Annotated in this window: 4 protein-coding genes; 2 read left to right on the top strand and 2 right to left on the bottom strand. The window is 62.6% G+C overall.

Annotated elements, in window-relative coordinates; translation table 11 throughout:
• Position 1 precedes the first annotated feature (1 nt).
• The gene (locus JQ609_RS32110; protein WP_212276655.1) at positions 2 to 1,111 is read right to left on the bottom strand and encodes an ABC transporter permease; all 1,110 of its coding nucleotides are present in this window, start codon (positions 1,109 to 1,111) and stop codon (positions 2 to 4) included.
• Entirely contained in the window at positions 1,108 to 2,217 is a 1,110-nt protein-coding gene (locus JQ609_RS32115) for a BMP family ABC transporter substrate-binding protein (RefSeq protein ID WP_212276656.1), read from the bottom strand. The genes JQ609_RS32110 and JQ609_RS32115 overlap by 4 nt, the downstream gene beginning before the upstream one ends.
• A gap of 423 nt (positions 2,218 to 2,640) precedes the next feature.
• Between JQ609_RS32115 and JQ609_RS32120 the strand changes: the two genes are divergently transcribed.
• Together JQ609_RS32120 and JQ609_RS32125 are read left to right on the top strand one after the other, a co-directional pair.
• The gene (locus tag JQ609_RS32120) at positions 2,641 to 3,909 is read left to right on the top strand and encodes an allantoate amidohydrolase (RefSeq protein WP_409411215.1); all 1,269 of its coding nucleotides are present in this window, start codon (positions 2,641 to 2,643) and stop codon (positions 3,907 to 3,909) included.
• 205 nt (positions 3,910 to 4,114) lie between these two features.
• Positions 4,115 to 5,479, top strand: a complete 1,365-nt coding sequence (locus JQ609_RS32125; RefSeq protein ID WP_212276657.1) for a hypothetical protein — start codon at positions 4,115 to 4,117, stop codon at positions 5,477 to 5,479.
• The last annotated feature ends 557 nt before the right edge of the window (positions 5,480 to 6,036 follow it).

Consider the following 6,036-nt stretch of genomic DNA (forward strand, 5'->3'; position numbering starts at 1 on the left):
GTCAGGATTTTCCTTTCAGGAAGCCGATCCGTCCGTACAGCGCGTCACTCGCCAGCACGAAGACGAAGATGATGCCTTGCAGAACCAGCACCGAGGCATCAGGCAATCCGAGCCGCCGCTGTAATAGCCCGCCGCTGGCGCTGATGCCGCCGAGCAGGATCGCCACGGGAATGATCGCCAGCGGATTATGCCGCGCCAGGAAGGCGATGAGGATGCCGGTGAAGCCGTAGCCGGCGGCGAGATTGGCGTTGGTGCGGCCCTGCACGGCGGCGACTTCGACCATGCCGGCAATGCCGGCGGCGCCGCCGGCGAGAAAGCAGATCGTCAGGATCAGTTTGTTGACGCCGAGGCCGACAATTTTTGCCGCGCGGATGTTGCCGCCGGCCACCCGCGCCGAGAAGCCGAATACGGTATGATAGATCAGGATGTACGACGCGAACGCCGCGACCAGGCCGAACGCCAGCCCCCAATGCACGTCGGTGCCGGGAATGCTGCCGATCATGTTGGCCGCGCCGATTTCGCGGGTCGATGGCTTGTTGAGGCTGGCGGGGTCGCGCATCGCGCCCTCGACCAGATGGTTGAGCACCGCAAGCCCGATATAGACCAGCAGCAAACTCGAGATCGTCTCGTTGACGCCACGGTATTGCCGGAGCGCGCCCGCCAGCGTGATCCAGAGACCGCCGCCGATCACGCCGGCGCACACCATCGCGGTTTGCACCACCAAGGGCGAGGCCCACGGCATCGCGAGCGCGACCGAGGTCGCCGACAGCGCGCCAATCAGCAGCGCCCCTTCGCCGCCGATGATCACCATGCCGAGTTGCGCCGGCAGCGCCGTGCACAGCGCGGTCAGGATCAGCGGCGCGGCACGCGTCAGCGTGTTCTGCCAGGAGAACCAGGTGCCGAACGCGCCCTGGTACATGTAGAAATAGAGATCGAGCGGGTTCTTGCCGAACAGCGCCACGAACAGCCCGAAGGTTGCGAGCGCGCCGACCAGCGCCGCGCCCGGGATCAGGATGTATTCGATGGTGGCGCCGTAGCGTTGGAGGAAGCCGGGATCAGCGGCCGGCGCAACGCCGACCGCCTCCACCGGATCCGCCGAACCTGTTGTCACGAAGTCGCTCCGAGCACGCCTTCCACCAGATAGTTCATCTTCTCGAGCTCGGGATCGGTCTGGCCCCGATCGGTGCCTGCGGTAATGACCGCGTTGCCCTTGTTGTCCATGATCGGGCCCTTGAAGATGGTGTAGGTGCCGGCGACCAGCTTGGCCTTGATGTCGTCGGCGTGCTTGCGCGCCTCGGCCGAGACCGCCTCGCCATAGGGCGAGCACTTGACGATCTCTTCCTTGAGGCCGCCGCGATAGAAGTTCGGAATGGATTCGCCGGCCGCGATCATCTTGACGAATTTCGGGTAGAGCGCTTCCCAGTTCCACTCCGCGCCGGTGAGATACGCCTTCGGCGCCAGCGGCGACTGGTTGACGTGATAGCCGCACACCATCGCACCGCGGCGCGCGGCGTTCTCGACCATGGTCTTGGGACCGTCGACGTGACAGGTGAGGACGTCGACGCCCTGGTCGATCAGGCTGTTGGTGGCTTCGGCTTCCTTGACCGGCATCGACCAGTCACCGGTGAAGATCACCTGCGTGGTCGCCTTCGGGTTGGCGAGCCTTGCGCCGAGCGTGAAGGCGTTGATGTTGCGCAGCACCTGCGGGATCGGTTTCGCGGCGACGAAGCCGAGCTTGCCGCTCTTGGTGGAGTAGCCGGCAACGATGCCGGAAATATACTGCGCCTCGTCGATATAGCCGAAATAGCTGCCGGCATTGGTCGGGTCTTTCTCGCTCCACAGGCCGCCGCAATGCTCGAAGCGCAGTTTTGGAAATTTCTTCGCCATCTTGATGACGTGCGGGTTGTAGTAGCCGAACGAGGTCGGAAACAGCAGCGACGCGCCGTCGAGGTTGATCATGGACTCGATGGTCTTTTCGACCGCATCGGTCTCAGGCACCTTTTCTTCCTCGATCACCTTGAAGCCGGGCAGCTTCTTCACCGCCGCCGCGCCCTGCGCGTGGGCCTGGTTGTAACCGTAGTCGTCGCGCGAGCCGACATAGACGAAGCCGATGGTGGTGCCGGCTGCGCGCGCGGCGCCCGCGCCGAAAGCGGTGCCGAGTGTCAGCGCCGCACCGCCCTGCAACAGATGCCGTCGTGAAATCCTGCCAAATTCCATGTGCCTGCTCCCTCTGGCGGCTGGACCGCCCCCTATTTCGTGGCCGCGCCGATGCGGCGGGCTCGGGGAGGGATGTCGCAATCTTCATGCCAGAGCGTGTGCGGCGGGCATCTCTCAATAAACCAATGAATATATTGAGTTATCCTGTTGTCTCACTTGTCCTGTGGGATTCGTTCGTTGCCGGTATGACTAATTTTTAGGCGGCATTTCATGATTGTATGCAAGGTCGTTAAGCAATTGTTAGATCCCGCAGCGCTTGTCAGCCGGCCGAATTGGCGGCGGATTTCTTGCCTTGCCGGCTGGTCAGGCGAATTGGGGCTGCTACCAGTCAGGGGTCCGCAGCGGCTTGCGTCGAAGCCGCCGGCATTGAATGTGTATCGATCGGCCGGCGCTGGAAACGACACGGCGCTGTACAGGAAAAGCATGAGCAAGACAGAAATGGGCAGCAGCGGATCGAGCCGGGCAGCGCTGGGCGATGAAATCGTCGGCCGGATCGACCAGCTGGCGGCGATCTCCGAGACGCCGGAGCATCTGACGCGAATCTTCCTTTCGCCCGAGCACCGCGCCGCCGCCGATCTCATTCTGTCATGGATGCGCGAGGCCGGCATGACCGCGCATCTCGACGCCATCGGGAATGTCTGCGGCCGCTATGAAGGCGACCGGCCGGGCCTGCCGTGCCTGATGCTGGGCTCGCATTACGACACCGTGCGCGATGCCGGCAAATGGGACGGCCCGCTCGGCTTGATCACGGCGATCTCCTGCGTCGCCGATCTGAACAAACGCGGGCGGCGGCTGCCGTTCGCGGTCGAAGTCGTCGGATTTGCGGACGAGGAGGGCGTGCGGTTTGCGTCCACGCTACTCGGCAGCCGCGCGGTCGCGGGCACCTTTGTCGAGAGCGCGCTCAATTCACGCGACCATGCCGGGATTTCGATGCGCGATGCGATGGTCACATTCGGCCTCGACCCCGAGTACATCGGCGCGGCCGCGCGCACCCGCCGCGAACTCCACGCCTATGTCGAGCTGCACATCGAGCAGGGCCCGGTGCTGGAAGAGAACAATCTGCCGGTCGGCGTCGTCACCGCGATCGCGGGCGCGACGCGGCTGGCGGCAAAACTGACCGGCATGGCCGGTCATGCCGGCACGGTGCCGATGGCGTTCCGGCGCGATGCGCTGGCGGGCGCCGCCGAATGCATCTGCATGGTGGAGGAATTCTGCAAGACCGACCAAGCCGGCCTCGTCGGCACCGTCGGCTACATCGACGCGATGCCCGGCGCCACCAACGTGATCCCCGGCCTCGTCTCCTTCACGCTCGACATCCGCGCACCATCCGATCCGCACCGCAAGATGGCCGTCGCCGACATCGTGCGCCGCATCGAAGCCATCGCCAAACGCCGCAATCTTGTGCTGCAGCTCGACGTCACCCACGAAAACCGCACCGTGCCCTGTGCGCCCTGGCTCAAAGCGCAGGTCGCGGACGCCGTCGCCGCCGAAGGTTTTGGCGTGTTCGAACTACCGAGCGGCGCCGGGCATGACGGCATGGCGATGATCGATATCTCAGACGTCGCCATGCTGTTCGTCCGCTGCCGCGGCGGCATCAGCCATAATCCGGCCGAGCATGTCGAGCTTGCGGATGCCGATGCCGGAGCGCGGGTATTGTTGCGGCTGGTGGAGAATTTCAGGCCGAACACGTAGGTTCGTAGGATGGGTTGAGCCCTTGCGAAACCCATCAGCTCCGTCGCTTTCATCGATGGGTTTCGCGAAGAGCTCAACCCATCCTACGCCTACATGACAATTCGATGACATCTTTCCCCACGCTGTTGCGGAGAGACGAATCAATGATGTCTGGAGTACCAACGCGTGATACCAGACACGCCGGACATTGCTCTCATCCTTGCCTATGAACAGCCAGATCACATTTTCATCGCATCGCGAATACCGCTTTCATCAGGGCATGTTGTCCAGCCTTGTCGCCAACGGCATTCAGGCCGTCAATTTTCTCGGTGATCGTTTCCTGCGAAAATATCATTTGTCGGCAGGCATCGAGGAGCTGTACCGGCATTCGATGAATGCGGCGTTTGCCGAGAAGGAAGCCTTTCTCGTTACCGGGGCGCCGCACGCCTCCGCCTATTATCCGCGCGACTTCGCCTGGTTCTATCCTGATGTCCTCGATCCCGAGACCATCATGGATGCGCAGGATGCCGTGCGCAGGGTTCGGCTGCTGGAGAAAAGCGTCCGCCTGATGCTTGAAGCCGTTCGCGCCGGCGTCGTCACCACGACGATCGTGCCTGCGGGGCGCAACCGCTACATCGGCATCAACTATTTTTCGAGGCCGTCGGACACGCTGCTGGGCATCCTCGCAGGCCTTGAGCAACTGCTCTCCGCCGAGCAAAGGTCGGCTTCGTATTTGGCGATGTCGCAAGGTGCGCATGCCGGCCGCCTGTTGCTGTCCGAATATCGCGAGAACCTGAAGCGGGAGATAGTTGAGCTCGCCAGGGCGTTGCAACGGTTCGATGACAACGGGCTTTCGGCGCTTTTGTGCGACGTCAGCGCGCCCCGTTCTGCGGCGACCGATACCCGTGCCGAACGCCGGCGGTTCGTCACCAATGCCTGCGTCTACGCGACGTTCCTGCGCGGTATCAAGCTTGGTGTCATCGAGCGGACTGAGCTGGAGCAGCTGCTTGGACGCGCGCTTTCACAGTACAAGCAGGAGCTGCTGCTGCTGTTCGGCAGGCACGGCTATATCAGCCATTCCCTGGACTCCCGGCAGCAGGCGCCGGTCTATTCCATCGCGCTCGATTTCGTGAACGTGCATCAGGGCTTTTGGGATTTGAACGACGCGGAAGAACGCGCGCTGTTCGCGGCCACGACCGACTTCATCCTTGCCGAGCCGCGGTTTCGGGTCCCGGATACATCGCACTTCCTGGTGTCGGCGGATAATCCGCTGAACAAGCTCATTCACAAGATCGCGGCGCCGGCCTATCAGGGCCGTTCGTCCTGGCCGACGTTCAACGTCGAATTCGCCGATCGCATGCTGGACTACGATGAATGCTCCGGCACCGAGACCTATCGGGCCCATGCCTGCGCTATCTTGCGCGATATCCGTACCGTGACCGAAACCCACGGCGGATATCAGGAACTGATTTCCGAAAAAGGCCTCAAATATCGCACCTGGGCCTATCAGAGCGCCGTCGCGCATTCCTGGTTTCCGCGCTTCCTGACGGTCTGGCGGCGGGCATTCGGGACGTCGCTGCTGGGGAGCTAGCTTGATCCGTAGGATGGGTAGAGCGCAGCGAAACCCATCGCCTTCGTCAGTGTGGGGTGGTGGGTTTCGCTGCGCTCTACCCACCCTACGGACCTCCTCGTCATTGCGAGCGGAGCGAAGCAATCCATGTTGCTCCAAGCCGTGCCATGGATTGCTTCGCTGCGCTCGCAATGACGGTTAGGTGCGACAAATCAACCCGACGGGCAAATCAGTTCGGAATTTCAGAAATCGTGTCAAGTAGAAAATTTCCGTAAATCAAAAATATTTCTGTTGTCGGCCGACCCAAATCAGTGCGCATCTATCGCCATCCCGTCCTGGTCAGAAGGGCGTCGGCCGTCGTCACGGACGTTGGGCGGGTTGCGGTGGACGCTGGTTTGCGCTGAGACGACGGCGTGGACTCAAGCGTACGGCAAAACCGTGTGGTCCTGGCGCCCGTTGCAGGCGTCAAGCTGTCGGAGAAGCGCAAGCGGGAACGGCAGCGACGGAGTCAACTAAGAACTCGTCTCCGGGGAGAGCACGGCATAAGCCGTAAAGCCATTGCGCAGGGAAGGCCGGGT

The sequence above is a fragment of the Bradyrhizobium sp. AUGA SZCCT0169 genome (assembly GCF_018130085.1).
Taxonomy (GTDB): domain Bacteria; phylum Pseudomonadota; class Alphaproteobacteria; order Rhizobiales; family Xanthobacteraceae; genus Bradyrhizobium.